The 25,067-nt window shown below is 41.4% G+C and carries 25 protein-coding genes; 11 read left to right on the forward strand and 14 right to left on the reverse strand.

The annotated features are described in order from the left end of the window. Positions 1–47: 47 nt before the first annotated feature. Together LCD34_RS15740 and LCD34_RS15745 are read right to left on the reverse strand one after the other, a co-directional pair. Positions 48–1,238 carry an MFS transporter gene (locus LCD34_RS15740; RefSeq protein ID WP_224559724.1) on the reverse strand — a complete coding sequence of 397 codons (1,191 nt, stop codon included), beginning with the start codon at positions 1,236–1,238 and terminating at the stop codon, positions 48–50. Between the two features lie 259 nt (positions 1,239–1,497). Then, positions 1,498–1,923, reverse strand: a complete 426-nt coding sequence (locus tag LCD34_RS15745) for a MerR family transcriptional regulator (protein ID WP_017366797.1) — start codon at positions 1,921–1,923, stop codon at positions 1,498–1,500. A 143-nt stretch (positions 1,924–2,066) separates the two neighbouring features. Here LCD34_RS15745 and folE2 point away from each other — a divergent pair, with 143 nt between their 5' ends. Continuing rightward, the gene (folE2, locus tag LCD34_RS15750) at positions 2,067–2,963 is read left to right on the forward strand and encodes a GTP cyclohydrolase FolE2 (RefSeq protein WP_224559725.1); all 897 of its coding nucleotides are present in this window, start codon (positions 2,067–2,069) and stop codon (positions 2,961–2,963) included. Between the two features lie 28 nt (positions 2,964–2,991). On the opposite strand, the gene LCD34_RS15755 is transcribed toward folE2, so the two are convergent. Then, positions 2,992–4,884 (reverse strand): ABC-F family ATP-binding cassette domain-containing protein, encoded by a 1,893-nt coding sequence (locus LCD34_RS15755; RefSeq protein WP_224559726.1) that lies wholly within the window; start codon positions 4,882–4,884, stop codon positions 2,992–2,994. A gap of 133 nt (positions 4,885–5,017) precedes the next feature. Between LCD34_RS15755 and LCD34_RS15760 the strand changes: the two genes are divergently transcribed. Beyond that, on the forward strand, positions 5,018–6,091 hold the full coding sequence (locus LCD34_RS15760) for a glycosyltransferase family 2 protein (RefSeq protein WP_224559727.1): 1,074 nt from the start codon (positions 5,018–5,020) through the stop codon (positions 6,089–6,091). A gap of 179 nt (positions 6,092–6,270) precedes the next feature. Continuing rightward, positions 6,271–7,662: an amino acid permease gene (locus LCD34_RS15765; protein ID WP_008344176.1), complete on the forward strand. Its 1,392-nt coding sequence runs from the start codon at positions 6,271–6,273 to the stop codon at positions 7,660–7,662. 36 nt (positions 7,663–7,698) lie between these two features. Here the strand turns inward: LCD34_RS15765 and LCD34_RS15770 are convergent, their stop codons facing one another. Next, positions 7,699–7,932 carry a hypothetical protein gene (locus LCD34_RS15770; RefSeq protein WP_008344178.1) on the reverse strand — a complete coding sequence of 78 codons (234 nt, stop codon included), beginning with the start codon at positions 7,930–7,932 and terminating at the stop codon, positions 7,699–7,701. 6 nt (positions 7,933–7,938) lie between these two features. After that, on the reverse strand, positions 7,939–8,196 hold the full coding sequence (locus LCD34_RS15775; RefSeq protein WP_008344180.1) for a hypothetical protein: 258 nt from the start codon (positions 8,194–8,196) through the stop codon (positions 7,939–7,941). Positions 8,197–8,261: 65 nt separating this feature from the next. Here LCD34_RS15775 and LCD34_RS15780 point away from each other — a divergent pair, with 65 nt between their 5' ends. Continuing rightward, on the forward strand, positions 8,262–8,741 hold the full coding sequence (locus tag LCD34_RS15780; RefSeq protein WP_144684845.1) for an Hsp20/alpha crystallin family protein: 480 nt from the start codon (positions 8,262–8,264) through the stop codon (positions 8,739–8,741). Here the strand turns inward: LCD34_RS15780 and LCD34_RS15785 are convergent. Beyond that, positions 8,722–8,949 (reverse strand): hypothetical protein, encoded by a 228-nt coding sequence (locus LCD34_RS15785; RefSeq protein WP_017360415.1) that lies wholly within the window; start codon positions 8,947–8,949, stop codon positions 8,722–8,724. The two genes, LCD34_RS15780 and LCD34_RS15785, sit on opposite strands and share 20 nt — an antisense overlap. A gap of 82 nt (positions 8,950–9,031) precedes the next feature. Here LCD34_RS15785 and LCD34_RS15790 point away from each other — a divergent pair, with 82 nt between their 5' ends. Further along, the gene (locus LCD34_RS15790) at positions 9,032–9,445 is read left to right on the forward strand and encodes a hypothetical protein (protein WP_224559728.1); all 414 of its coding nucleotides are present in this window, start codon (positions 9,032–9,034) and stop codon (positions 9,443–9,445) included. On the opposite strand, the gene LCD34_RS15795 is transcribed toward LCD34_RS15790, so the two are convergent. Beyond that, positions 9,377–10,789, reverse strand: coding sequence for an SLC13 family permease (locus tag LCD34_RS15795; protein WP_083693062.1), 1,413 nt, complete (start codon positions 10,787–10,789; stop codon positions 9,377–9,379). The two genes, LCD34_RS15790 and LCD34_RS15795, sit on opposite strands and share 69 nt — an antisense overlap. Before the next feature lie 250 nt (positions 10,790–11,039). Between LCD34_RS15795 and LCD34_RS15800 the strand changes: the two genes are divergently transcribed. Next, positions 11,040–13,079 carry a penicillin-binding transpeptidase domain-containing protein gene (locus LCD34_RS15800; RefSeq protein WP_224559729.1) on the forward strand — a complete coding sequence of 680 codons (2,040 nt, stop codon included), beginning with the start codon at positions 11,040–11,042 and terminating at the stop codon, positions 13,077–13,079. A gap of 144 nt (positions 13,080–13,223) precedes the next feature. Beyond that, positions 13,224–14,462, forward strand: coding sequence for an MFS transporter (locus LCD34_RS15805; RefSeq protein WP_224559730.1), 1,239 nt, complete (start codon positions 13,224–13,226; stop codon positions 14,460–14,462). A 108-nt stretch (positions 14,463–14,570) separates the two neighbouring features. Here LCD34_RS15805 and LCD34_RS15810 read toward each other — a convergent pair whose 3' ends face one another. The 6 genes from LCD34_RS15810 to rfbF form a co-directional block, all read right to left on the reverse strand. Continuing rightward, positions 14,571–15,926 carry an IS1182 family transposase gene (locus LCD34_RS15810; protein ID WP_212047576.1) on the reverse strand — a complete coding sequence of 452 codons (1,356 nt, stop codon included), beginning with the start codon at positions 15,924–15,926 and terminating at the stop codon, positions 14,571–14,573. 99 nt (positions 15,927–16,025) lie between these two features. Next, complete coding sequence (locus tag LCD34_RS15815; RefSeq protein WP_224559731.1) at positions 16,026–16,955, reverse strand: putative nucleotide-diphospho-sugar transferase; 930 nt, start codon at positions 16,953–16,955, stop codon at positions 16,026–16,028. Next, positions 16,956–18,146: a glycosyltransferase family 2 protein gene (locus LCD34_RS15820; protein ID WP_019743933.1), complete on the reverse strand. Its 1,191-nt coding sequence runs from the start codon at positions 18,144–18,146 to the stop codon at positions 16,956–16,958. Further along, entirely contained in the window at positions 18,143–19,054 is a 912-nt protein-coding gene (locus LCD34_RS15825) for a putative nucleotide-diphospho-sugar transferase (RefSeq protein ID WP_224559732.1), read from the reverse strand. Before LCD34_RS15825 ends, LCD34_RS15820 begins: the two co-directional genes overlap by 4 nt. Before the next feature lie 12 nt (positions 19,055–19,066). Next, positions 19,067–20,038, reverse strand: coding sequence for a GDP-mannose 4,6-dehydratase (locus LCD34_RS15830; RefSeq protein ID WP_224559733.1), 972 nt, complete (start codon positions 20,036–20,038; stop codon positions 19,067–19,069). A 4-nt stretch (positions 20,039–20,042) separates the two neighbouring features. Then, the gene (rfbF, locus tag LCD34_RS15835) at positions 20,043–20,807 is read right to left on the reverse strand and encodes a glucose-1-phosphate cytidylyltransferase (RefSeq protein WP_224559734.1); all 765 of its coding nucleotides are present in this window, start codon (positions 20,805–20,807) and stop codon (positions 20,043–20,045) included. Between the two features lie 272 nt (positions 20,808–21,079). On the opposite strand from rfbF, the gene LCD34_RS15840 reads away from it, so the two are divergent. The 4 genes from LCD34_RS15840 (at position 21,080) to LCD34_RS15855 (ending at position 23,713) form a co-directional block, all read left to right on the forward strand. Further along, the gene (locus LCD34_RS15840) at positions 21,080–21,559 is read left to right on the forward strand and encodes a hypothetical protein (protein ID WP_052320981.1); all 480 of its coding nucleotides are present in this window, start codon (positions 21,080–21,082) and stop codon (positions 21,557–21,559) included. Positions 21,560–21,627: 68 nt separating this feature from the next. After that, complete coding sequence (locus LCD34_RS15845; protein WP_123766726.1) at positions 21,628–22,077, forward strand: hypothetical protein; 450 nt, start codon at positions 21,628–21,630, stop codon at positions 22,075–22,077. A 206-nt stretch (positions 22,078–22,283) separates the two neighbouring features. Then, entirely contained in the window at positions 22,284–22,433 is a 150-nt protein-coding gene (locus tag LCD34_RS15850; protein ID WP_191219206.1) for a DUF1540 domain-containing protein, read from the forward strand. A 200-nt stretch (positions 22,434–22,633) separates the two neighbouring features. Further along, complete coding sequence (locus LCD34_RS15855; protein WP_216943046.1) at positions 22,634–23,713, forward strand: DUF3900 domain-containing protein; 1,080 nt, start codon at positions 22,634–22,636, stop codon at positions 23,711–23,713. Between the two features lie 63 nt (positions 23,714–23,776). Here the strand turns inward: LCD34_RS15855 and LCD34_RS15860 are convergent, their stop codons facing one another. Further along, on the reverse strand, positions 23,777–24,976 hold the full coding sequence (locus LCD34_RS15860) for an MFS transporter (protein ID WP_216943045.1): 1,200 nt from the start codon (positions 24,974–24,976) through the stop codon (positions 23,777–23,779). Between the last annotated feature and the right edge of the window lie 91 nt (positions 24,977–25,067).

Raw genomic sequence — 25,067 nt, forward strand, 5'->3', positions numbered from 1 at the left:
ACAAAAAAAGCCTCATATCTTTTCAAAAGATATGAGGCTTTTTTCTATTAATGACCTGCTGGGATATTCACCAGATGCTTACGGCCAAGAAGCAGGATGACCATTCCTAAGAGAACAACTGCCGCCCCTACATAATAAGGGGTGCTTGCTGTGTAAGTTTCAGCGAGAACTCCCGCAATCCAAGGCGCAATCGCACCACCAATAAATCGTACAGCACTGTATGAGGATGATGCAATTGAACGCTCAACAGGAGCTGATCCCATCACAGCCGTCGTAAGCACCGTATTGATCATGCCTAGAATTCCCCCAGCAATCACAATACCGCAAATGACCACGACCACATGTGATGTCCATATTCCAATGCCGAATAAAATCACAGCAAACGAAGCAAAGAGAACAACAAGAGCTGTTAATGTACCCAATTTGCGATGAATGACCGGCGCTGAGAAGACAGATGTCACAGCCAAAAATAATCCCCATCCAAAAAAGACATAACCAAGACCATGCTCATCAAGATGAAGCACAAATGGCGAATAAGCTAGAAGAACAAAGAATCCAAAGTTATATAAGAAAGCAGCAGATGCCATCGTTAAAAGCCCCTTATATTTCAAGGCTCCAACAGCTTCAAATAACTTCACCTTTTTCTGCGGCTTTTGTATAGGTGGAAGCATAAAAATAATAGCTAAAAGAGCAACGAACATTAACACTGCCACACCAAAGAATGGCCCGCGCCAAGATATCGTTCCAAGCTCACCGCCAAGGAGCGGCCCAACAGAAATCCCAAGACCTAGTGCCGCCTCATATAAAATGATGGCTTTCGCACTTCCTCCAACAGACACACCGACAATCACTGATAATGCCGTTGAAATAAATAAGGCATTCCCAATGCCCCATCCGCCTCTAAAACCAATTAATTCATTAATGGTTGAAGAAGTACCGCCTAAAGCAGAAAAGACAATAATAAAGATGAGTCCTAATAATAACGTCCATTTGGCACCAATACGACTAGAAATAAAACCGGTAAAAAACATCACAAAGCCGGTGACAAGCAAATAGCTCGTAAATAAAAGAGACACCTGACTTGGAGATGCATGTAATTGCGATGCAATGGCTGGCAAAATTGGGTCTACAAGCCCTATGCCCATAAATGAAATCACACAAGCAAAGGCCACCGCCCAGACGGCTTTTGGCTGTCTAAGCAGACTCGTACGCTGTTTCAATACATCTTCTTCCTTCATTCCATCAGAACCTTTCCTACAGTTGTTTAACAAAATAAAATAAACACACTGAGGTGTTTATTTTATTTTGTTGACAAAGGGCTAAAATGAACTTTATTTTAGCTCTTTGTCTTCTTTTTCAGCGTGATAGAAAACCTTTGCAGTCTAGGAAGGACGAGTACTGGCGCGGAGCGAATTTGTCATTCGTGAGCACCGGCACGCAGGACTGACAAAGAATGCGAGGGTTTGTCTACACGCTGAAATAAACACGCTGAGGTGTTTATTTTTGTAATTGCTCAATGGCATGAGCCGCTCTTTCTTTCATCATTTCAAGATCCTTTTTAAAGGATTGAATCGTTTCTAGCTTTTTTGTAATCAATTGATGCTGCACAGTCAGCTGCGCATCAATATCTAACAGTTTCTCTAATCGTTCCTTCGGGTCAAGTGACAGCAAGTAGCCTTCTTTATTCAGCTCTAACTGTTTTCCTATTTCCATAAACGATTGAAGCTCTTGTAAAGAAAAGCCAAGTACTTCTTTGGCCTGCATCACTTTCTCCAGTTCTTCCATGTCATCCTCTGAGTAAAGTCTGACACCGCCCTCTGTCCGCTTTGGTGCTGATAATAAACCAATCTCTTCATAGAAACGAATGGTCCGTTTCGTCAGACCGCTTCTTTTCGCCACTTGATCAATTTTCATCCATTCCATCACCAGTGCCTCCTGCTCATCAATTCATGTTTTATTATACACCTTTGTGACCTTAACGTAAACGTTAATGTTTGATCACTTGATTTCTATTGTGGTTTGATGCAGAATAAATAGGAATCATTACGTTTTAAAGGAGGTACCATATGCGTTCATTTCCATCCAAAAAAGAACGACACGCACAATTCGGTTCTGTCCCGCCAAGCGGTAGAACAAAACCTTGTCAAAAAGAGGACATGATAGACATCCAACAAACCGAACAGGACTTTTATTTTGATCTGGAACAGGTCGGAATTTGCCGTGTGTCGTACCCTGTACATATTTTGTCTAAAACGGCTCCACAGCACCAAACCTCTTCCGCTGATTTTACGCTGAGTACATATTTGCCAGCTCATCAAAAAGGCATTCATATGAGCCGTCTCACCGAGCAGCTTCACTCATTTTATGAGAGCGGAAAGCCGGTTGATGTGGATTCCTTAAAAGAATTGACAGCACAGCTTGCCAAGCATATGAATCAGCCATCTGCCTCGATTCAAGTTTCCTTTCCGTGGTACATGGAAAAAAAGAGTCCCATCAGCGGAAAGTCCGGTTTGATGCATGCAGACGTGCAATATGACATCCATTTTCATGAAGAGAACGGATGGATTTGTCATATTGGCTGCACTGCTCAAGTGACAACGTTATGTCCTTGTTCAAAAGAAATCAGTGAATACGGCGCACATAATCAGCGCGGCACTGTATCGATTCAGGTAGAGCTGTTTGAACAAGGTCAACTCCCTGACGACATGAAAGCAGATCTACTGCAGATCATCGAGTCTAATGCGAGTGCGCCCCTTTACCCTGTACTCAAAAGACCAGATGAAAAACAAGTGACCGAAGAGGCCTATGAAAATCCACGTTTTGTAGAGGATGTTGCGAGGTTAATTGCAGCAGAGCTATATGAACAAAACTGGATTAAAGGCTTTCAAATTGAGTGCCGAAATGAAGAATCCATTCACCAGCACGATGCTTATGCCAAATGTTCTTATCAAAAAAAACTGTAGAATGTCTCTACAGTTTTTTTGCCAACCTTTATTTTTCATTACTTTCTAATTCCTCAATTATCAGCGACAGTTCTGTCCAACGATCCATCGCTTGTTCTAGTTCTTCAGCGACGGCTTTTTGCTTGTCCATCAGCTCTTGAATTTTCCCAAAATCACTGCCAGCCTCAGCAATGCTGGCTTCGAGCTGCTGGTGTTTGTCCTCTAGTGCTTGTATCCGATCTTCAATGCCATCCCATTCAAGCTGGTCCTTATAGGATAGTTTTTTTCTCTTTTTAGGAGCAGCTTCTACTTGTTTTTCAGCAGGTTTTGTCTCTGTTCGCTTCTGTTCTTTTTCTTGCTCCATGTAATCGCTGTAAGCACCTTGGAAGTGTGAAATACGTCCATTCCCTTCAAACACAAGCAGACGATGGACGACTCGGTCTAAGAAATAACGATCATGCGACACGGTGATGACTACGCCTGGGAACTGCTCCAAATAATCCTCTAAAATGCTGAGCGTCTCTGTATCAAGATCATTCGTCGGCTCATCTAAAAAGAGAACATTCGGCTCTTCCATCAATACCTTCAATAAATACAATCTGCGGCGCTCTCCCCCTGACAGCTTGCGGATAAACGTGCGCTGCATGGATCTAGGGAATAAAAATCGCTCCAACATCTGCTCTGCTGTCACAATGACGCCATCTGCCGTTTTGACAATTTCAGCTGTTTCTTTGATGTAATCAATGATATTCAGCTCTTCATTCATTTCGTTATGGTCCTGCGTGTAATAGCCAATGCGGACTGTTTGTCCAATGGTCAATTGTCCGTTCGTCGGTTCTATTTTACCCGCTAGGCAATTGAGTAAAGTTGTTTTGCCCACTCCATTCGGTCCGATAAATCCGATGCGGTCACCTGGCACGACTAAATCGCTGAACTGATCCACAAGGGTTTGTCCAGCAAATGTGATGCTGATCTCTTCTGCCTCAATCACTTGTTTTCCAAGCCGGTGAGAACCGATCGCAAAATCAAGGTCTCCCTTTGCATCAGGTCCCTTTTGATCCTTCAGCTCTTCCACTCTGCCGATACGTGCTTTTTGCTTTGTCGTTCGAGCCTTTGCCCCTCTTCTCAACCATGCTAGCTCACGTCTAAGCAGGTTTTGACGTTTCGTTTCTTTTACTTGAGCTTCTGCTTCTCGTTCCGCTCTTTTTTCTAAAAAGACTTCATAATTTCCTTTATATGTGTAAAGCTGCCCCTGATTTAATTCATAAATCCGATTGGCGACACGGTTTAAGAAATAACGATCATGGGTGACAAGAATGACAGCCCCACTGTATTGACTCAAATATCCTTCAAGCCATTCAATGGTTGCGTTGTCTAGATGGTTTGTCGGCTCATCTAAAATCAGCAAACCCGCAGGCTGGATTAAGTTTTTGGCAATCGCCACACGCTTTTTCTGTCCGCCTGATAACGCATGAACAGAACGGCTCACATCTTTGACACCAAGCTTTGTCAAAATCGTTTTCGCCGAAAGGTTCGCATCCCATGCGTCTTCCTGATCCATTTTATTTTGCATACGCATAAGCGCTTCTTGTTTTGCCTCGTTTTGTGGATCATGCTCTAAATCAGCCAGCGCCTGTTCATAGGCTTTCATCGTTTGAATCATTGGTGCTGTTCCTGAAAAAATATAGTCGAGAATCGTTTCATCCCCGCTCATTTCAGGATCTTGCTCGAGAAATTCGATATCAAGTGTCCCTGCCTTTGTGATGTCGCCTTCCTCAAATGATTCAAGTCCTGCAATGACTTTTAAAAGCGTTGACTTCCCTGTTCCATTCGGTCCAATTAACCCGATGCGTTCCTTTGGTTCTATATGAAAAGAGATATGATCAAACAGCGTTTTTTCGCCATAGGTTTTATATAATCCTTCTACATTCAATAAACTCATTTTATCAGCCCTTACATAGATTCTTCCTTTATTTTAAATCAGCCAGTAGCAGAAAACTAGTTTTAAAAAAACCCGCTGCTGAAAAGAATGTTTCCTTTTGATGCTCGATACACTATGAAGAGGTGATCTAAAGATGATAACCATTAGTTTATGTATGATTGTGAAAAATGAAGAGGAGGTTTTGGCTGACTGCCTATCTTCTGTTCAAGACATTGTAGATGAGATGATCATTGTTGATACAGGATCAACGGATCAAACAAAGGACATTGCTCACTCCTTTTCAGCAAAGGTACTCGACTTTGAATGGATCCAGCATTTTGCAAAAGCACGCAATTTCGCTTTTTCCCATGCGACTAAAGAGTATATCTTATGGCTGGATGCCGACGATGTCCTACTTGAAGAGGACCGGCAAAAACTGCTTCAGCTCAAACAGACGCTAGATCCCGCAGTAGATGCCGTCTCGATGTTTTACCACGTTGGATTTAGCGAGGACGGTCAGGTGAATTTTAAATATAGAAGAAATCGGCTCGTCAAGCGTGCCTTGAACTTTCAGTGGTATGGGGCCGTTCATGAATTCCTTCAAGTGTATGGCAACATTTTTCCCGCTGATATCGCCGTCACCCATCAAAAGCGTAAGAAAACAACCGCCGGAGAGCCCGGACGCAATCTGCGCATTTATGAAAACATGCTTGCAAAAGGCGAAGAGATGACGCCTCGTGATCTCTTTTACTTCGCTAATGAATTACGAGATAACAAGCAGCATGTGAAGGCGATTCGCTTTTATCACAAATTTTTAGCCACAAAACAATGCTGGATTGAGGATGAAATTCGCACATGCCAAAATTTAGCTGACTGCTATTATGCAGTCGGTTTTGAGGAAGCCGCCTTATCCTCCTTATTGCGATCCTTCTTATATGATCAGCCCCGTCCAGAATTTTGCTGCAGGATTGGGGATCATTTCAAAGCACAAAATAAATACAAAGCGGCGATCTATTGGTATGAGCAGGCACTGAAAGCGCCTGAAATCGAAACAGCCTTTACACTGACACAATATAAAACATGGTATCCTCACCTTCAGCTTTGCTATTGTTATTATCAGCTCGGTGATTTGGCTCAAGCCAAAACCCATCATCTTGCATCCTCAGCCCATTACCCAACCCATCCGAGTGTGCTGTACAATGAAAAAATATTTGCTGAAGAAACGTAAATCTCCTGTTATCACATCCGCCTGTCACATGACGGCGGATGTCTTTTGATACACATTAGACTTTTGTGACATTTAATACTTTAGTGATTTAAAGCGTTTTTCAACCAATTGACTAAATTGTCATTTACGCATATACTAACATTCGTCTTACGAAAAGATTTATCCATTAGGAGGTCAACATGAGTTCTTTATTTAGAAAAAAGTCTCTCGACCAGCTCATGCTTGAAAGTCAAACGAAGCGGCTGAGCCGTTCTTTGAATACATTTGATTTAATCTTGCTTGGCATTGGCTGTGTGGTCGGGACTGGAATTTTTGTGATAACGGGGGTTGCGGCTGCGAAAGATGCGGGACCTGCGATTATTATATCTTTTATTTTGGCTGCGATCGCATGCGCCCTTGCTGCTTTTTGCTACGCTGAATTTTCCTCGTCCATTCCAGTGTCAGGAAGTGTCTATACGTATTCTTACGCAACACTTGGAGAATTCCTCGCCTTTTTAATGGGCTGGGATTTAATGCTTGAATATGTTGTTGCGCTCTCTGCTGTGGCAAGCGGATGGTCATCCTATTTTCAATCACTGCTGAGTGGATTTGGTCTGCACATACCGAAGGCTTTATCGGCTGCACCCGGAGCCGCTGATGGGGCCATCTTCAACCTGCCAGGCGCACTCATTATTTTACTCATTACCTTTATTGTCTCAAGAGGCGTAAAAGAGAGCACGAAGCTGAATAACATCATTGTGCTCATCAAAATTGCCATTGTCCTCCTCTTTATCATTTCAGGCTTTGCTTACGTTAAACCTGAAAATTGGACACCTTTTATGCCAATGGGCTTCCATGGCGTGATTGCAGGAGCGGCAACTGTCTTTTTTGCTTACCTTGGATTTGATGCAATCGCTAATGCATCAGAAGAAGTCAAAAACCCGCAAAAAGCGATGCCAATCGGAATTATTGGCGCGCTCGGTGTTTGTACAATTTTATACATCGGGGTGTCCTTTGTCTTAACCGGCATGGTTCACTATACGAAACTGAATGTCAGTGACCCTGTCGCTTTTGCTTTACAAGTGGTTGGACTGAATAGTGTCGCTGGTATTATATCGGCAGGTGCTATTATTGGGATTACGACCGTGTTAATTGCACTTGTCTACGCTCAGGTTCGTTTAACCTTTGCCATGAGCCGAGATGGACTCATGCCAAAAATCTTTTCAAACGTTCATCCAAAATCGAAGACACCGGTTGCCAACACTTGGCTGACAGGCGCTGTTGCGGCATGTATCGTTGGTTTCGTCAACTTATCAACACTTGCTAATTTAGTCAGCATCGGTACACTTGCAGCCTTTACGGTGATCTCGATCGCTGTGATCATACTCCGGAAAAAACATCCGAATATGAAAACAGCGTTTAAAGTACCCTTTGTTCCTGTTCTTCCCATCATTAGTGCGGTCATTTGTATGATCTTGGCTGCCACACTGAAATGGGAGACATGGCGAGCCTTCCTCATCTGGGTAGCCATTGGTGTCGTTGTGTATTTTACCTACGCAAGACGCAAAAGCCATCTGAATCAAACACAATAGAAAAGAGACACGGGGAATCCCGGTCTCTTTTTTTGTTTAAATCACACTGTTTTTCACTGAATTCGAGTCCACCATATCTGGATCGAGTACGCTTGAAATCGGAATGACAAGCGGTGAACAATCTCCATTGTCCTCACCAAAACCCTGGTTCAATTTCATCGAGAGAAAATAATCGATCTGCTGATAAGGTCCTAGCGTCAGTGATGCCCCCCGATCCATTGCATTGATTTTAAAAGCACCGACATTGACGACTGAGGGTGAGAATAACATCACACATCACTTCCTTGGAATAGGTTTAGCTGCTGGCGAAAAAGAGGCAGGTGAGTCCACTTGATCTCGATCATCTACATGGCTCTTTGTTCCGACAAAACCGCTGGCATCTCCAAAATTCTGTCCGTACCCCTGATTTTTTTTATCTGAGTTTTGCCACTCTGCTAACAAATTTTGTCCGACATTCACCGCCGACGCATTTTCAAAGGAATTAATTTTTAACATGAAAATATTAATATTGATATACGGAGTTGGTTGAACCACAGATAAACCTCCTTTTTATAGGTATATGCGAGCACCCATCAAGTATGTTAACAGGAGGTCTTCACATGGACTTCGAAAAAATGAAGCAGTGGATGGACATTGCCCAGCAAATGCATGGAGATGATTTTTGGAAAATGATATTTGATGATGAGCAAAGATCTCCCTTTATGGCAAATGGTCCGTCTCCCTTTACATTCTCGCAGCAAGATCAGCGAGGAACAGATTCATCGTTTCCACCAGTCGACATTGTGGAAACCCCTACTGAATTTCAGTACTTAATTTATCTGCCTGGCTACCGGAAGGAAGATGTTCAGGTGCTGTCATATGGTGAATATTTAGTTGTAAAAGGACAGCGTTTTTCCTTTTTTAACGAACAGGATTTTCGCCAAAAACAAGGAAAGTATGGTCCGTTTGAAAGAAAAATTCGGCTCCCAGATATGATTCTTGGTCAAATGAATGCGGCCTTTAAAGACGGCGTACTATACATTCGCTTGCAAAAGGATGAAGGAAAAGCAACTGCGATAATCATAGATGACGAATATTGATACTGACTGCGTCTATTAGATCACGATCATCAATCGTTTCAATCGGCAAGATCGTGATCACGCCATCGGCATTTTGTTCACCAAAACCATTGTTTCTTTTGATCGTCGAGCAGTGATTTCGTACGATCGTCGAACCGAATGTCATCGAGGACCCTGTACCAATCGTATTCGTCTTCATATGGGTAATCTGAATGCGTGTAGGCAGCATGCCCTTCTCCCCTTTCATGTATCTCTATAAGTATATACTTGGTAGCTTTTCCATAGACTAGAGCAAGGCGAAAGAAAAGGTTGTGGTCCACTTGAAACATTTCATTCAATCACTCTTTAAAAAAACCGAAGCCAGTCCATCCCCCTCTGTCGTCGAGCTGGAAAAAAGACTCACCGCTCTTGAGCAGAAAATGTCTGCACCTGCTCCGCCTGTCTCGGAGGATACGCACATTCACATTGAATCACTGCATGTGGACAAAATTGACTACCATTTAGAGTTTGGTGAGCTTTCCATTGATCAGCTTAAAGGCAGACTCAACATTGGAGCCACCTATTACACGCCAAAGGACCCGCACCTCAAAAAGGCAGCTTCAGTACCGAAGCCAAAAGAAACAAAAACACCAAAAGTCTCCATTCGATCAAAGTCTTCATCTCAGCACGACCGGAAGCCAGAAATAAACCGCAAGCACAATCGCTACAATACTGATCACATTTAGCCAAAAACCAGCCTTGACCATATCAGATATTTTCAGCACATCTGCACTAAAGACAGCCGCATTTGGCGGTGTGGAAATTGGCAGCATAAACGCACATGAGGAAGCTAACGCAGCCGCAGCCATTAAGCCGTACGGCTCCATGCCAATTGCAAGTCCAAGCCCTACTGTAATTGGAATGATCATGTTCGCAACTGCTGTATTAGACATAATTTCGGTCATAAATAAAATTGAAGCCGTTAAAATAATCAGCAGCATGAGGTAAGACAGCCCATTTAAATGCTGTAAATTTTCCCCGATCCATCCTGTTAGATTCGTTTCCGCAAATCCTGTAGCGAGCGAAAGCCCGCCTCCAAACAAAAGCAAAAGCCCCCATGGCAACTGCTTCATATCCTGCCATTCTAGTATTCTCTCTCCATTTGTGGCTGGAATGAGAAATAACAGCATCGCCCCAAAAATTGCGATCGACGTATCCGAGACAGGAAGCCCGCCAAACAAAAAGATTTTAAAGATCCATAAAAAAGCCGTCATAAGAAAAATAGCAAAAACCCATTTTTCTTCTTGTTTCATTTTGCCTAAATCCTCTAAACCCTTCCGTATAAACGCTGCTCCCATTTCCCCTGTGTGCTCTACCTTGAACTGTATCTTGGTCAAATACAGAAATAAGAGAATAAGCAGAACAGCCGCCACCGGAAAACCAAACAAAAACCATTCAAAAAACATAATTTCTCGATCTAACAGCTTTTTTGACATCGCCGCAAAAACAGCATTTGGTACAGACCCAACGAGTGTCGCCAGTCCGCCAATAGAGGCTGAATAAGCGACCGATAATAGGATGCTTTTACTGAATCGGTCAAGAGATGCACCTGACAAAATATCGTTCGCTTTCACCTCTTTAATCACAGCCAGTGCCACCGGCAGCATCATCAGTGCTGTGGCTGCATTTGAAATCCACATAGATAAAAAGGCCGTTGCTATCATAACCCCTAATACAATGCGGTCACTTCTTGTGCCAATGATGTTTAAAATATGTAAGGCCATTCTTCTATGTAAATTCCATTTTTCAATAGCAATGGCAATCATAAATCCACCCATGTACATAAAAACAATCGGGTCTCCATAAGCTCTTGATGTTTGCTCCATCGATAGCCCGCCAAGTGTAGGCAAAAGGATGATGGGCAATAAAGAGGTCGCCGGTATAGGCAAAGCTTCTGTGACCCACCATGTCGCAGTCCATGCTGTGATGCCAAGTACCACTCTCGCTGCATAGGTCAATTCACTTTCTGGAATGAGCAAAAAAATAAGCAAAAAGAAGATTGGTCCAAGAACAAGTCCAGTTAGATTCACTTTTTTATAAACGATCTCAATTCCCCCTTCATGAAAACGCTTTTAAAATTTTTCTAATTTTTCACATTCGATGATCACATAAAAAATCCTTTAAATCATAAGAAAAAATGAAGAGATCCTTAAGCAGCAACTGTGTCTTAATTCATATTTCCACTTCATGTCTTGGTCTATTTTCATAGGAGAAACTATACAAATCCTACACAGTAACTGTAAACTATAGAGGATCTAATCAAAAATTGAGGTGTTTTCATTGTATACAGATCAACGAAAATCATTTTGGAAACAGAAAAAAGTCATCATTCCCCTTCTTAGCATCATCGTGATTGCTGCTGCTCTCTTTTTCTTAAAAGATTCGCTTTTCTCAAAAGAAAAAGAGGCGCTGAAAGCCGCTGAATCCTTTACGAAACATCTGGAGAAAAAAGAATTCACGAAACTGGCAGATGAGGTCACAAGTGGCTCTCTGAAAGCCAGTGACTTTTCTAAAAAACAACTTGCCGAAAAATACGATAAGATCTTTAGCGGCATTGGTGCAAGTGATCTAAACGTCTCAAACGTCAACGTAGAAAAACAGGACAAAGGAAATGGGTATCAATTCACCTATGAAGTCACGATGAAAACGTCACTTGGAAAACTGAACAAACTCTCTTACAAGGGCGTTCTCTCCGAAGAGGATAACAAGTGGAAAGTAGATTGGAAACCAAATCTCATCTTCCCGCAAATGGAAACGGGTGACACCATCAAAGTGACAACGGATCCTGCGGTACGCGGAAATATTGTAGATCGAAAAGGGCGCACGTTAGCAGAAACAACTGGTGGACACGCACTTGGCATCATCCCTGGAAAGCTCGGGACAGGTACGGAAAAAGAAAGCAACATCAAAAAAATCAGCAGCGCTTTTGATATAGATGAAGAGCTGATTCAAAATCAGCTGAAACAAGCATGGGTCACAGATGACACATTTGTCCCGCTAAAGTCTATGTTAGAGCAAAAGCCGATTCCAAAAGACATAAATGGCGTCACCTATCAAACGAAGGAAATGCGCTACTATCCATATAACGAAGCCGCTGCTCACCTGACAGGCTATGTGGGAAAAGCAAATGCGGATGATATCAAAAGAAATCCAGCTTTAAAGGCGGACCAAATCATCGGCAAAACCGGCCTTGAATTCACATTTGACAAGAACTTAAGAGGACAAGATGGCGGAAGCATCCTCATTATCCATGATGAAACAGGTATTGAAGAAACATTGCAAAAAACAGACCGAAAAGACGGAAAAACAGTCAAGCTGACCATTGATGCATCTTTACAGAAAAAAGCCTATCAACAGCTGAAAGGTGAAAAAGGGGCTGTCACCATTATGAACCCATCATCAGGTGATTTATTAGCGCTTGTTAGCACCCCTTCTTACGATGTCAATTTAATGACCAACGGGATCACGCCTAAACAATATCAAGCATACAGTGAAAATCCTGATCTCCCATTCCAAGCTCGATATGCGAGCAGATATGCACCAGGATCTACATTCAAAACCATTACAGCAGCGATTGGACTGGAAACAGGTGTCACAAAGCCTAATAAAGTACGCACCATTCATGGACTGAAATGGCAGAAGGATCAATCTTGGGGAAATTATCGCATTACACGGGTTCATGACAAAGAACAAGTCAATATGGTCGATGCCCTCGTGTACTCAGATAATATTTATTTTGGACAGGAAGCCCTTGAAATCGGCAAAGATACTTACGAGAAAAAAGTGAAAACATTTGGGTTTGGTGATGATTTAAACATGCCGTTTACAATGAAACCGGCACAAGTGTCTAACGACGGAATCAAATCAGACATCTTACTTGCCGACTCAGCATATGGCCAAGGAGAATTACTCATGTCACCAATTGAACAAGTACATGCCTATTCTCCATTTGCAACAGGAGGAAAGCTTGTGTACCCTCGAGTCATTCAGGATGAAAAAACAGCATCACCAAAACAGATCATCAAAGAAGATACAGCAAATACGGTGAAGGACGCACTCACTCAAGTCGTCACCAATTCAAACGGAACCGCTCACTCGTTGCAAATAAAAGGGGCTGATATAGCCGCTAAAACGGGAACAGCGGAACTAAAGAGCAAACAAGGTGCGACAGACGGTACTGAAAATGGATTTTTACTTGCTTTTAATCCTAAAAAAGAAGATTATGTCCTCGTCGGTATGATTGAAGGTGTGAAAAACCGTGGAGGCAGTGGACTTGTCATTCAAAAAATGAAGCCTGTCATCGCTTCTTTCTATAAATAACCCTTTAGAGACACACGCTCCATCAAGCGCATGTGTCTCTTTTTTTCTAAATCATGACAATTTGCTATTGTTTTATAGTTCACCTTATGAATAAAATGAGGAGAATGAAAAAAGAAACAAGTTGAATGAAAGGAGGAAGTCTCATTGGCTATTGCTGCTCAAACAAAGGATAAACCTCAAAAAGCGGTCACCGGTTCAACGGTTTATCCTATTTTATTGATTATTGGTATTTGCCATATGCTCAACGACACATTGCAAGCCGTGATTCCTGCCATGTTCCCTATTTTAGAACGCTCAATGGGGCTGACCTTTACTCAATTAGGGCTAATCGCCTTTACATTAAATATGGTCTCCTCTGTCATGCAGCCTGCGATCGGGTGGTACACAGATAAACGGCCGATGCCCTATGCACTGCCTATCGCATTATTTTCAAGTGCTGTCGGCATTTTCGGCCTTGCGTTTGCGCCATCATTTGCGACCATCCTGCTGTGCGTCGTCTTTATTGGACTCGGCTCTGCGATTTTCCATCCAGAAGGCTCACGGGTTGCCAACATGGCAGCTGGTCCTAGACGCGGTCTTGCTCAATCCATCTATCAAGTCGGTGGAAATACAGGTCAAGCCTTTGCTCCGCTAATCGCTGCATTCATGCTCGTCCCTCTCGGTCAGCCAGGTGTGGCTTGGTTTACGATTGTTGGAATGATTGCTGTCGGTTTCCTTCTTTATATTTCGAGATGGTACGCAGGAAGACTTCAAACCATTCGAGCACAAGCGAAAAAAGCGCCTGCAAAAGCAGCAAGATCTGAACTTCACCGCAAATCAGCGCTCACAGCACTTGGCATTATCGTCTTTCTTATTTTCGCACGTTCTTGGTATGGAAATGCGATCTCGAATTTCTATGCGTTTTATGCGATTGAGCAATATGGTTTGACGATTAAAGAATCACAAACTTATATTTTCTTATTTCTTATATTAGGTGCGATTGGGACATTTTTAGGCGGGCCGCTTGCAGACCGCTTCGGCAAGAAAACCGTCATTTTAATTTCTTTATTAGCATCCTTTCCGCTTGCCCTGCTTCTCCCATTTGCCGGACCAGTTGTTGCTTATGTTTTACTTGGACTTATTGGGGTCATTCTGACTTCAAGCTTCTCTGTCACCGTGGTCTATGCCCAAGAACTATTTCCCGGGAAAATTGGCACAATGTCTGGTTTAACTGTTGGACTTGCGTTTGGTATGGGAGCGATTGGATCCGTTGCCCTCGGCTCATTAATTGATGCAGTCGGTTTAACGCCTACCATGATCGGTGTCGCCTTTTTACCGATATTAGGCATCCTAGCCTTCTTACTGCCAAGCGATCAGACCATAGCGAAATGGAATGAATCGTAAAATGAAGAACCGCTCATTTACTGAGCGGTTTCAGACCGTAGACAAACCCCACCTTTACTTCAAGTAAAAGTGGGGTTTTCACATTTTTTGATAAAAACATTATGTGTTTTACGCTGGACATGGCTCTTTCCATGTCCAGTTTGCTAGCTTTTTAAGATTCATGGCAGCGAAAGTAAGCATCGCCTGCATTGAAACTTTTTTCAGTCCTCGAAGTTTCGTCCAACGCATACCATGCTTTTCTTTTGCATCCGCAAAAACGCGTTCTATTGTTTCTTTCCGTTTTGCATAGATGTCTTTATTCATTTGTGTCAGCCTCAGATGGTCTGCTTCATCTAGATAGTCCTGCCAAATATGCCGATGAATTTGTTTAGTGTGATTTTGACTTTGTGTACAGTTATTTAAAAACGAGCAGGATTTACATACCTCTGAATCAGATGCATATTGCTTATAGCCTTCTCTAGTCGTTGTACGATAAGAGAGAATTTGCCCGTTGGGGCAAATGTAACAATCAAAATATGCATCATACACATATTCATTCTTTTTCAAGTAACCAGCTTTTGTTCTTGGACGAGTGTAAGGCATGACAGGTCTTATCTCTTGATCCATTAAAAACTTAGCGATGTAAGGTGTTTTATATCCTGCATCTACTGCGACTACATTTGGTTTTCCGACTTTTTCTGTCACCTTTAATACGAGTGAATCCAACATACGACTATCATGAACATTTCCACCTGTGACCAGTGATCCTAAAATAAATCCTTTAGAATCACAAGCCGTATGAAATGAATAGGCAAATGATTTTTCTCGCTCATCCTTCACATAGTAACCACTCTCTGGATCAGTCGTACTTACTTTGATTTCTTTTGTCTCTTCTTTATTCTGTAGGGGTAAAGGCTTTTTTCCATGTTCTTCACGGTCAATATTGATCTCCTCATGAAGCTGATTTTGATAACTTCTCGTCTCTACTCGAACGATTTTCTTTTCAAGTTTTTTCTTATTGGCATTCGCTTTTACATGAGTGGAGTCAATGAAGGCAATAGAAGGGTCAACGAGTCCTTTTTTCATCGCTTCTCTTAAGATTCGGTAAAAAATTTGTTCGAATAAATCTGTATCATGGAAGCGCCTCACGTAGTTTTTACCGAAGGTAGAAAAGTGCGGGATTTTCTCGGAAAATCCATATCCAATAAACCAACGATAAGCCACGTTGGTTTCAATTTCTCTAATGGTTTGCCGCATAGAGCGAATGCCAAATAGATATTGAATTAAGACCATCTTAATGAGAACAACGGGATCAACACTTGGTCTACCGTTGTCAGAACTATAATGATCTTTGACAAGATCATAAACGAAATCAAAGTCGATCGCTTGATCAATTTTTCGTACAAGATGATCTTCAGGCACTAATTCATCTAAGGCCACTACTTCTAATTGATTTCTTCTTTCTTCTTCACGTTTCGATAACATGTTCATCCCCCACAGAATTGTGTTATTACCCTTATTATACAAAAAAGCTTGTAGACTTTGTCTACAAGCTGGAACCGCTCATTTACTGAGCGGTTTTTTTCATATCTCATAAAAATGTGTGTCGGGAACATGTTTCTTCGCAATAAATCCTTGCTGAAAATCAGGAAAGATTTCCTGCACCTGTTTGATTTTTTTGTGAACCAAGACCGCATACGGAATATACAAGTGATTCACCAGCTTTTGTTCTGTCATATAGTAATACCAATTCAGATTAAAGTTCTTTTCATCAATGATCGTAAAGGCAGAAAAATGATAGAACAGCAGTGGACATTCGTCGAGATACATATCTCCTTTCACAACGGAGAGCTTATAGTTTTCAATATTCCAAATCGCTGCATTGGCACCTTTAGATGCCACCACATGGACACCCTCAAAATCATCGACCCATCTTTCAACATACCGCTGATCACCATATGTCTTTTTTTCCGTATCCATTTCTACTGTACAGTGCGCAATGCAGTTCTCTTTCCACTGCGTCACAGCCCGTTTGGCCACATCTGTGTTTCGACAGCCTACAAAGCCAGTATTAAAACGGCCGGATAATTCATAAAAGTGATAGAATCGCTTGGAATTCATATGATCTGTCAAAAATACATGAGCGAGTGGATTTTCTGCAAATATCGCCTCTGGATCATGATAAAAATACAAATCCGTATCCAAATGAGCGAGATAATCTGCATCAGAGGACTCAAGAATTTTGAGTAGAAACGCAGGCTTAAGCGTCCAGCAATACTCGTGGAACGTACGATCCGCCTTTGCTTTTCGCAGCGAATCATCTTCCACATCTTCAAGCTGTTCATATTGGACATGTGGATGAGGAAACTGACTTAACACCTTGTAAGCCAAAGGATCAGCACATAAGACAGAAAGTTTGTATGATTGAGCCGTCTGTTCAAGTGAATGAATCAGCGCCAGCAGCTTAAATACATGGGTATTCGACACAATGGTTGTGAAATGATAGGATGCCATCTACAACACATCCACTTGGAACAAGTCAACATGCAGCAGCTCTTTTGTGAGCCCTTGAATGGCTTCTGCCAGCACCGTGCATCCATGTTCCTGCTTGGCAAGTTTGGCCGTCTCTGACAGCTTTTTCAAAGGGAAATGCTTTGCCGTCAGCACGTCCTTTTGATCACGTTTAATGCCCACATTCCGCTCTGTGATCATATGAAGCAGCTCCAAAAAATAAGCGAGCAGATCATCATATGCTGCATTCTTACGCAGCTGGCGAATGTCTTTCACGATATCATTTGTCACGGTATGAGAAAATGGTCCAGAGAAAGCCAAATGAACATCAATCGAATCAATATTGTTGTACTTCTCGCACATATACAAAATGTTATATTTGATGTCATCGAATGACGTTAAATTACTTGGATGTTCCTGATGCACACTTAAAATATCCTCACGCAGCTCAAATGAGAGGCCAAGCTGATGCAGACGAATGCCTAAATCATAATCCTCAAACCCGTATCGAACGATTTTTTCATCAAACATCCCTAGTTCCATGACATGCTTTCGCTTGACGGAAGAGTTATTTGTGATAAAAAATCGCCACGGCAATTGATAAGAACTTAAATCATAGTCGTACGTGTTTAAAATGTCTTTCAGAATATCAATAAATTCGGACTGCAAGTCGAAGCTTCTCTCTAGAAATGCGCCGTTTTTTATTTCCTCCATCGACACAAGAGACGTTTTGTCTTTCATTTTCCGCTGATACAGCCCTTGTTTTTTTAATCGCTTCACATGATCTTTATCAAAACCGGTGTAAAAATAACGGTAGATTCGCTTCCAGCATACACCGCAAATGACACGGTCCTCATGATCAGCATGTGCCTCTGCGTGCTTTTGAATAAATTGGGGCTCTGCCAACATATCGCTGTCATGGAATATTAAGAGGTCTCCCTCTGCCTCACGAATGGCATGATTGCGCCCCTTGGCAATTCCTTGATTGACAGGAATACGCACCTTTTTGAATGGAAAGTTCACCTCAATGTTTTCGAGCATTTCCATCGTGCCGTCCGTTGACCCATTATCAGCAACAATGACCTCAAATGGAATATCGGTTTCCTGAAGCGTTAAGGAAAAGAGGCTCCCTTCTAAACGCTCTTTCGCATTATAACTCGGAATAATGACGCTGACCTTCGGCTTTTCATTCATGCGCCATCCTCCTCCAGTTTGGCATAGCCGTTAAACATCGGATTGACTTGTTCTACCGATTCAATCACATGACGCAGCACTTCCCGATAGGCCTCTTGGAAAAATGGCAAATCATCTCTTCCTTTTTCATGGATTTGCTGCATATCATCTTTGCTTAAGATCCGAAAACCACTAAAATGATAGCAAATGAGTGGGCTTCCATCCTCAAGCAAAATACGTCCATTCTCTTCCTGATAAGAATGCTGGCCATAATTCCAGTGACCAATATTCACACCCTTTGTTTGAATATCTTCTACTCTTTCAAACAGCATCGGCATATGATCCAAATACCCTTGATCGCCAAATTTTCCTTCTCCAGGCGCATTTTTGCATTCCTTTAGACATTCTTCTTTCCACCAGCTCAGGCACTTCCGGCCGGCTTCATCTCCTTTAAAATGGAGGAAGCCTGAATTGTAGCGCCCTAAAAGTTTCTGAAGCATCTTCACTTCCTCTGGATCAAAGCTTGGAATGACAATATCCCCTCTTGATAGAAGCACAGAGGCATCAGGCTGATTTTGAAAAATCACTTGTGGACGCTCATAAAAGAACAAATCCGCATCTAGATACGTCACTTCCTCCGCCTGGCCCTGCTTAAATAGCCACTCAATCCAAATCGGTTTTAATGTCCAGCAATATTCCGAATCATTTCGTTCCTTTTTGATCTCTAGAAGCTCCGGCGTTTCAAACTCACGCACATGAACAAGATCGACATGCGGGAAATTCATTTGATGAAGCAAATCAAATGCAGCATCATCCATACATAACGTCTTGATGACAGCATCATCTTCTACTTGCTTCAACGATAAGAAAAACGCAATGGCTTGATAAAGTCTTCCACTTGATAGAACCGTACAATATATGCTGTTCATCTGTATACACCTCTATTTTTGAAAGAATTCGCGATACCATTCAATTGTCTTTTCTAACCCTTCATCAATGGAGTAATCAGGCTTCCAATCAAGCAGCTTTCTCGCCTTTTCTGCTGATAAATATTGATGCTTAATCTCATGCGTTCCTTGATTCAAAATACACGGCTTCAGTTCACTGCCCATCGCCTTTAAGATTTTATCAACGAGCTCAAGCACGGTCAGCTGAATTTCATTACTAAAGTTAAATGCTTCTCCTGCAAGCCCTTTTTCCTCCATTTTTTCAGCTAGGAGTAAATAAGCCTTGACCGCATCTTCAATATAGAAATAATCACGGATAAAGGTTCCGTCACTTCTAATTTCTGGCGCCTTTCCCTCTAACACAAGCTGGATGGTTTGCGGAATGATTCGGTTAAAATTCAAATCCCCGCCTCCATATAAATTACCGCAGCGCGTAATACAAACCGGAAGACCATATGTGTTGTAGTACGTGTGAGAAATTAAATCTGCACAGCTTTTTGACACATCATATGGATGCTTGCCGTTAAGCGGCATGTCTTCATCATAAGGAAGCTGCTCTTGATCCCCGTATGCTTTATCACTCGATGCCACAATCACTCGTTTGATAAGCGGCTGCCTTCTGCATGCCTCCAGCACATTCCATGTTCCTAAAATATTGGCTTCAAATGTAGAGACCGGGTGACGATTTGCGACCCCAACAATCGCTTGGGCGGCCAAATGAAAGACTGTATCAATCTCATATTCTCCTAACGCACGTTCTATCGTTTGCATGTCCTCAAGTGCGCCTTGGACGACATTCATCTTTTCAAATTGACCGCCTTGATATAAGTTCGATCTTGGCACCTGATCACGTACAAGCCCTGTTACGTTTGCTCCTTGATCTATCAATTCCTTGACGAGGTAACTCCCTAACAATCCCGTACACCCGGTCACAAATACGTTTTTCCCATTCCAAAATTCGCTCATGCTGTCACCAAACCTTCCATGGTTGTTTTCCTTCAGTCCACATGCCGTTGATTTCTTTCAAGTTTTTATACGTATCAATTGCTGTCCAAAATCCGTGGTGCTCATAGACTGCAAGCTCGCCATCATTCGCCAAGTTCTGAAGAGGCTCTGCTTCAAAGACGCACTGATCATCATCTGTTAAATAATCAAAAACCTTTGGAGACAACACAAAAAATCCTCCATTGATCATCCCCATACTGTCTGTCTTCTCAGAGAAGGATTGTGCCATCCCGTTATACACCTTCAGCGTGCCGTACTGTGATTTCTTTTCAATTCCTGTGACAGTGGCAGCTGCTCCAAGCTCTTGATGGCGCTTGAGCAAATGAAACATATTGATATTGGCAAGTCCGTCACCGTACGTCATCATAAATGTCTCATCACCAATATAATCCTGTACCTGCTTTAACCGCCCGCCTGTCATCGTATTCTCACCCGTATCTAAAAAGGTTATTTTCCAATTCTCCGAATTCCCTAAAAGCTTCATTTCCCCTGTCGACATATCCAGCTGCATGCTGTGATGCCGCCAGTCGTAGTTGAGAAAATACTCTTTGATTTTCTCTCCTTTATATCCAAGCAATAAGATAAACTCGTCTACACCGTAATACTGATAGATTTTCATAATATGCCATAGAATAGGCCGTTCTCCGATCATAGCAAGTGGTTTAGGAAGCGCTTGTGTGACCTCACTCATTCTCGTTCCCTTTCCTCCGCAGAGAATGACTGCTTTCATCTTCTCCCCTCATCTCTCTATGAAAATTTTTGATTGAAAACCCTATCTTCATGCGGAAAATCAGTACATGTACCCTTATACTTTGTCCGACATCAGGTTTTGAATCTACTCTATTCATATGTCGGAATAAGAGAGGGTGCCACCTAGCATTTAACTATTTTTCACAAATATTTTAATATTTGATTTTTAAGGTTATTTTAAGGTTATTTACCTATTTTTATATTGATTTAATTTAACATGAGTGGTTTAATTTAACTATAGGAGGGATTTTTTTGAAAAAAATTATTTTATCAAGTATTGTAATACTAGTTTTCACATTAGGATTAGGAACAAAGACTTATGCTGCAAGTGATATGACTGGTACAGAGTATGTGCATGTGACCACTACTAAAAGCAAAAAGACTTCTTTTACACATACTGCCACAAATCCAAGTAATAAAACTGATAGAGTTAGTTATTCGGTAAGTACTACAAAATCTACGAATGCTGACTTCAGTGCTTCTTATACTTTAAAGCTTATGGTTCACGAGGTCGGAATAAAAACCCAAATCGGCTTAGGACTATCAAAAACAGAAAAAATCACAATGACTTGGTCCATACCACCTAAAAGCACATATAAACTGACTGCTGGCACTAAGTTTGTAAAAGAATCAGGCGTCATAAGAAAATGGAATGCAGGAAAAATTTTAAGCTCTAAATCGGTATCAGCGAAGTGGTCTTATGGAACATGGAGTAAGAAAGTTAAAAAATGAATTTAGAAAAAAAATGGATCACTTTTTTTCTTTTGATGTTGATAGTTAGTCTATCAGGTTGTCATAATATGAAAACTCAAAAAGAAGATAGTGATGCAATTGCACTTCCTTTAGAAGAAAACTTTACACCTCCCAATTTTGAAATAAATAAATTCAAAATTAAAACAAGTCCATTAGGAGTAGAATATTCAATTGACTATACTTTACGAAGCAAATTGCATTTTGTTCTAAATGTGCACAATAGCGAATATTACTTTTTAATAAACATACCTGAAAAAATATCTGCTATTATTAAAGAGCAAGAAACAGATTTGATTCCAGGACAGAGGACTTTTAGTTTTAATCAATTAAATTATAACATCACCTTTAATTTGCAAACATCTCGTATGTTATCAATTAAAGAACAACAAGAGATTAAGACAAATAAAGAAGGTTACAGCTTTTACATTCTAAATCATGAAAAAAGACCAATTCATTTTTTTGATGATATTGAACTTTTATATGAATCATCTAAGTGATAGAATACAAAAAATCCATCTTAAAAATAGATGGATTTTTTGTATTCTTACTCAAAGTTTAAATTGTATATTTTCAGGGTAGATGGTATGATAAACATGTGCATATACAGCACAAACAGCCTCTTTCGATAAAGAGACTACTAGATTGAATGAACTCAAGTGGCAGCTTGCTTCATTCTTAATATGAATCACGGAGGTGAATTCCCATGGCACAAAATGTACTTTGTGAAGTGAACTCTTGCCGTTATTGGGCTGACAACAGCTGTACAGCCTCTACAATTAAAATTGGTAAAAGCACAATGACTGACGTGACTCGCAATGCTGAAACGGATTGCGAAACATTTGAAACAAAATAATACATGATTTTCTGAGATGAAGGAACTGGCAGGTTCCTTCTTTTCTTTTATCATTCTATCAAGAATGATAATTATTATCAAGCGTTTTTCACGAAACATTTCTCGGGAAATAATGACACGAAATTTCTCCATTCGTTGACGATTTTCACTCCTTTTTCTATACTCAACATATCCAAAGAAGAAAAAGTGGTGACCAATCAGTGGATTTTACGATACGTTTCCTATCATTCTATGTGGTTGAAATAGAAGGTAAAGAGGAACAAGCAAATAAACGGTTTAAACATTACCAAACATTAAACCAAGAGGAATTTGAACAAAGTGAGCTGAAGGACTTTCTAGACGGTGAGCTTAAAAAAATCGTCAAACGAAAAGTGGACAGACACCCTAAGTCTGAGCAAGTACCGACTAAAATTGGCCGATTTATTGTAGAACCAGGGCATGAACTCGATTCAAATCCAAACTACAATTTATTTCATCAGACGAGATTTGCAGATACAAAAGAAGTATTTAACGAATGCAGTGAACAATTTGTTCGCACCTATTTAGATACAAGTGCTGTCAGAGGCGGCGTCTTTTTGGTTGCATCTGCGGTTCCTAAAAAATATTTCGATGACTCTTTTGTCTTTATCATGAAATGTGATTTTGAACAGAAAGTCGCTTCTATTGCTGATACATCTACCTTGATCAAAAAAGTAGAAATGGCGATTACAACAAAAAACATGAAATCGATTCAATACCCGTTTATGCCAGAAGAAGGCATGACAGAAGATGCTGAAGTGAAAATTCACCAATCCTCCCACGCTCGTTATTTTGAAGACTTTCTAAAATTCGTCGAATACGGGGAATCGATGCCTGAAATCATGAAATCACAGGTCATGAATATGGTGCAGGAACATGTATTTGAAACATTTCAGGATGAAAGTGAAGAATTAAAACAATTTGAAGAGGACCTTGAAATATGGGAAGTAAGTGAAAAACGGGAGATTCGGGAAACACTCGATACAGAACAGGTCACACTAGCGGCTTCACACATTGTTGAACAAACCCCTGATATCACGATGAAGATGCGTCTAGGCGAAACAGAAATCAAAGGACTTTTAGCCGACTTCGGCCACTCGGTTCATATCGCAAAGGTCAACAATCGATATGTCGTGCTCGTTGAAGCAGATCAAATTGTATTTGAAAAAGGAAGCACACCTGTTGAATTCCATAAACCCAATGGATTGAAAGAAGTCGTCAGCCAACTCACGCAAAAAGCCTATGATTCAGACTTAGAATAAGAGAATATGACTGCCTCCTGCGATTAGCTGCATGAGGCAGTTTTTTATATAACGCTTTATTTTTTACACTGCACTAGAAAAAACATGCTGCCCGCTTCTTATCCACATGCTGACGAGCATTAAACTTATGATAAGCATCAGCCAAAAGACGCTGTTTGTTCCGAAAAACTGGATCAACGTATACCCACACAAAGGTCCTAAAGCAGCCCCCATATCTTGAACAAAAGAATAGCTGGCGAGAAAGCGGTTCTTATCTGTTTGAGCAGAAGCTTTTTGAAAGGCAAGTGTATCGGTGAACGTTGTGACAATTGTTGCCATTAGTTGAATCAAAAGCAGCATCAATAGGAACCAGGCGCTTACCTTCAGCATGATCACAAGAAAACTGAGCCCTCCAAATGAAAGAAACATCCAGCATAACATTCGTTCCTTCATCACAAGACGATCAAACCATTTGCCCGTTCTCGGTGCGAGAAATGGTTCCCATCCCCACCTGAGTGCTTGAATAACACCGCTTAAAGCCGAAGCTCCGATGACAAAGCCAAACAGAGTCAATTCATCTTGGTCAATCTTTGCTTCAATGACATGACTCAGCGTGGATGCGAATAAACCTTGGATGATCAGTGCGATCAGCATGCCTGTTATCAGTACTTTTACCACATCTCGTGTAAACCACTTCTGTTTGATGCCATGATACACCTGCGTGCCTTCTCTCTTTTCAATTTCATCCAACGATACATAAAAAATGCAGCCCATTAATGTGAGTAAGCCAAAGACAAGCGTCATGGACTGAAAACCGATCAAGCTGGCAAGGATTCCCCCAAATAACATGCCAAATAAACTGCCAAGCCGGTAAAGCCCATTATAAAGACCCGTCAAATGTCCTTGTGAGCCTTCGTCCATTTCAGCCAAGACCCTCATCCCACTCATACGGAGTAACGTCCAAGCGAGACCCCATGCACAGCGGCAAATCAATAGCAGCCAAAATCCACTCATACCATATAATATCGTGGTCACTGACGCGATCATAATTGCGATCAGTACACCGGTCTTCATTGGGATATATCGATAAAGCCACCATACGACAGGTGCTAGCGGGATACGAATGAATCGGTTGATAGACAGCAGTAACCCCACCTCCCAAATGGATGATAAACCAATCTCTTTCCAATAGACCGGGAGAACAATATAGAGCATTGAATCCCCAATAAGAGCAAATGCTGTGATGAGCGCAATTGACACAACTTGCTTTTGACGACGATCCATTTTTTCTTCCCCCTTCGCTACCTTTACGATAAGGGATACCTTATAATAAATCTAATGAATGTTTTTGATCGAATCATCAAAATAATTGATA

It is taken from the genome of Bacillus sp. RAR_M1_44 (assembly GCF_020165935.1).
Classification (GTDB): Bacteria; Bacillota; Bacilli; order Bacillales; family Bacillaceae; genus Bacillus; species Bacillus altitudinis.